This window comes from Areca yellow leaf disease phytoplasma (assembly GCF_041920595.1).
On record NZ_CP169277.1, the window covers coordinates 502,927 to 506,451 of the forward strand.

The following is a 3,525-nucleotide window of genomic DNA, read 5'->3' on the forward strand; positions in this document are numbered from 1 at the left end:
CATGCATTGTTTGTTCTGAATACTGCCCGTACCACATATTCCAGCGATTCCAGAATAAGCAACCATCTCAGGTGCCAGTATAACCGATTTTTCGACGTTCTGAATAAGCGCTCTAGAGAGCAACTATAGCATACTGGCCTGACTAGTCATTCTTTATCGAGGTACACATATACAGCTCTTCAGTTTTTTATCCGTTTACTGCGATCCTACTCAATCATACTTGTTGTCGCCGCCTTAAAATATCTCGTAAAATGGTTTATTATTAGAATCATAAACTTTGTCCTGCATGATTTCCTAGCTCAATTTCCTGTTTTTCTGCCTGTTATGAGTTTATATGCTCTTACTGGATTATGTATGCTCTGTGTTTATTTTATTAGTTTGCAAAATATAAGTAATATTTAATATAAAATAACAAAGAAATTAATAAATATAATTTTAGATACTTTTTAAATAAATGATTTTTCTTTGCATTATTCATTTTTTTATAATATAGATCTCTTTATTTATGTTTTAGTGTTAAAATAATTGTAATCATTAAAATCTAAAAATTAAATAATAATATATATTTTTTAAATTCAAAAAGTAAATATTAAAATGAAAAAATAATCGTTGTTTTGCATAGAAGATTTTTTGTTTTGTCCTCATTCAAATTTACATACAGTTAAAATAAAAATTATTAATGTCAGTTTTATAACAAAAAAAATAAAAAAACAAATTTTATAATTACTATCTGTATATTACTTATTTCGCAATTTTATATACAAAAAAGAGACCTTAAAATCCTCTGGGATTATTTAATCCTTTAAAAATATTTTTATTTTTTTTATCAATCAATTTAGAAAAAATTGATTGATAAAAAAGTAAAAATATTTTTAAAAAATTAAATATCCTGTTAAAGAGACTTTTTAAAGTCTCTTTTTTTATATATAAAATTGAAAGGAAAGCACTCGTGATATACAGATTAGTGAAACAAAAAACTTGTTTTTATTTTTTGTTATAAAATGACATTAATAGTAATTTTTATTTTTTGAACTGCTGTGGCAAATTTGTAAAAAGATGGGGTTAAAAAAATGTAAAAATGTACATACAAAATAACAATTATTTTTTCATTTTAATATTTACTTTTGGTTTTAAAAAAATATATATTATTATTTAATTTTTTTAGTTTTAATGATTACAATTATTTTTATTTTTTTTTAAAAAACATAAAATAAAAAAGGATCTATATTATAAAAATGAATAATGCAAAAAGAAAAAATCATTTTATTTAAAAGTATCTAAATTATATTTATTAATTTCTCTTTATTATTTTTTATATTAAATATTACTTATGTTTTTGCAAAAACTAATAAGTAAACACAAACATACACTTCATCCAGTAGAGCATATAAACCTCATAATGAAGGCGAAGAAAAACAAGTAGACTAGGAAAATCCTAATACTTGGGATAAAGTTTATGATTCTAATAATAAAAACAAATTTTTACAAAGATATTTTAAAGAAGGCAGCGACGAAGATAACAAACAAGTTAATTGGGATCACGATAAAACTTGGGGATAAAACCTCCAAGAGGAGGTGCTCTAGGTTATATGTGGCCTACATCTGATAAAGAATATTTTTTAATACCGAAAAACAACTCATACATATAACATCGTTGTTGCCTTAGGCGGAGCAGCTGCCGAAGAACTCTTTTCTAAAGCTAGAACTAATGGAGTGTATCCTTCCGATCTTAAACAAGCTACTGCACTACGTTTTTGGGAGATGCTGTTTATCTGGTGAAAATGAGTCCTTTAGGATATATTAACTTTGAAAAATGTTCCGAAAAAACTCGTTATCAAGTATACCAAGAAATTAAAAAATAGTAGATGAATACTACAAACAAGCTAAAACATTTTAGAAAAAATAAAGCATTGGTAGAAAAATAACCCAAACTTTATTAGATAAAGATACTCTTTAAGTCAAAGAAATTTATGCTTTAGATGAGACACAACAACCAAAAGCACAAAAAGAAAATTTCTGAAAAACTAAAACCAAATTAGGTAATAAACCTACCAAAAATAAATTAGATACTGTAAAAAATAACGAAAATTAAGTCATGTTATTTCAACATTACAAATTGAAATAAACTGTTATATTTTTTAAAGTCTTTTTTTTTATTAATCCCAAATGATTTATAATTTTGTTATAATTGAAGTATCAAACTCTCAAAAACTAAAGCAATAAGGAAAGCAAGGATAAAAAATTGATAGCTGAAATAATTATAGATATAAAAACCACATATCAAGGAATTAACAAACCTTTTGATTATTTGGTACCACCCCATTTTAAAAAGATAATCAAAAAAGCAATGAGAGTTGTAGTTCCTTTTGGTAATGCTAATTCGCAACGCTTAGGCTATATTATCAATTTAAAAGAAAATAGCAAGTTCAATAAGAACTTAAAAGAAATAATAACTATTTTAGATGAAACTCCTTATTTTGATCAAGAATTTTTTTATTATCCCAAGAAATGTTAAAAACGCCTTCATTATTAAAGCCTTAGTTTATGAAACTATTTTTCCCCAAAGAATTTGTAAAATCTTTTTTAAAAGAAATTAAAATTATAAATAAGGAGTTATTCTCGAAAATCTCAAAAGGTTTTTTCGCAAACAAAAAGGAACTTTTTTTAAATCCCAAAAACAAATCCCAAGAAAAACTATTAGAACATTTTACAAAACTATCTAAGAAAAAAATTGTCATAATCAAAGATATTTTACAACTCAAAGAAAAAAACACTGAAAAAAAATATGCATTTAAGTCCACCTTAATCCGCAATTAAGTGAACAAAAAAGATAAAATTAAAAATAACACCCAAGCAAAAAGATTTTATTGCAAAATTAAAAGAATTAAAAATTATATAAACCTTAAAAATGTTAGATAAAAACAAGCTCAAATGAAAACCGTCATAGCAAACCGAAAATAAAAACTCAAGAAATCACAAAAGAAAAAGCCTTAGAATTGACTTCAAACAGCATTATTCAATCCTTAATCCTAGAAAAAAGATTCTTTTACAAACAGAACAAAAAATAAGCATAGTTCTAAATTCACAACTTTGATTTGCTTATGGTGGAAGACAAAAAATAATTTTGAATGAAGAACAACAAATGAAAGGACAAAAATAAATCTTTAACTACCCAAAACTTATCTTTTACACGGAAAACAGGCTCAGGCAAACTGAAATTTATCTCCATTTAATTACCAAAGTTCTAATCAAAACAAATGTGCCTTTGTTATTGGTACCTGAAGTAATGTTACAGTTCTCTTTAATACAAACGTTTCCAAGCTAAATTACAAACAAAGAGAAGCAGTTTTACACAGCGTGATGGTTTCAAAGAATATGCATTTAGAATTGACTTTTAAAAAATCAAAGAACAACAGTTTTCCGTATTAGCTTCAGTACTCGTAGTGCCGCTACTTTTTGCTCTCGCAATAATTTAGGTAAATTGTCATCATTGACGAAGAGCAATGCCAGAACGGCAGTACATGA

General features: G+C 25.5%; 2 protein-coding genes. Both read left to right on the top strand.

Translation table 11 applies throughout. The annotated features are described in order from the left end of the window. Positions 1 to 2,242: 2,242 nt before the first annotated feature. Complete coding sequence (locus tag ACEW7V_RS02880; protein ID WP_374695380.1) at positions 2,243 to 2,515, top strand: hypothetical protein; 273 nt, start codon at positions 2,243 to 2,245, stop codon at positions 2,513 to 2,515. Positions 2,516 to 2,544: 29 nt separating this feature from the next. After that, positions 2,545 to 2,817 carry a hypothetical protein gene (locus ACEW7V_RS02885; protein WP_374695381.1) on the top strand — a complete coding sequence of 91 codons (273 nt, stop codon included), beginning with the start codon at positions 2,545 to 2,547 and terminating at the stop codon, positions 2,815 to 2,817. The last annotated feature ends 708 nt before the right edge of the window (positions 2,818 to 3,525 follow it).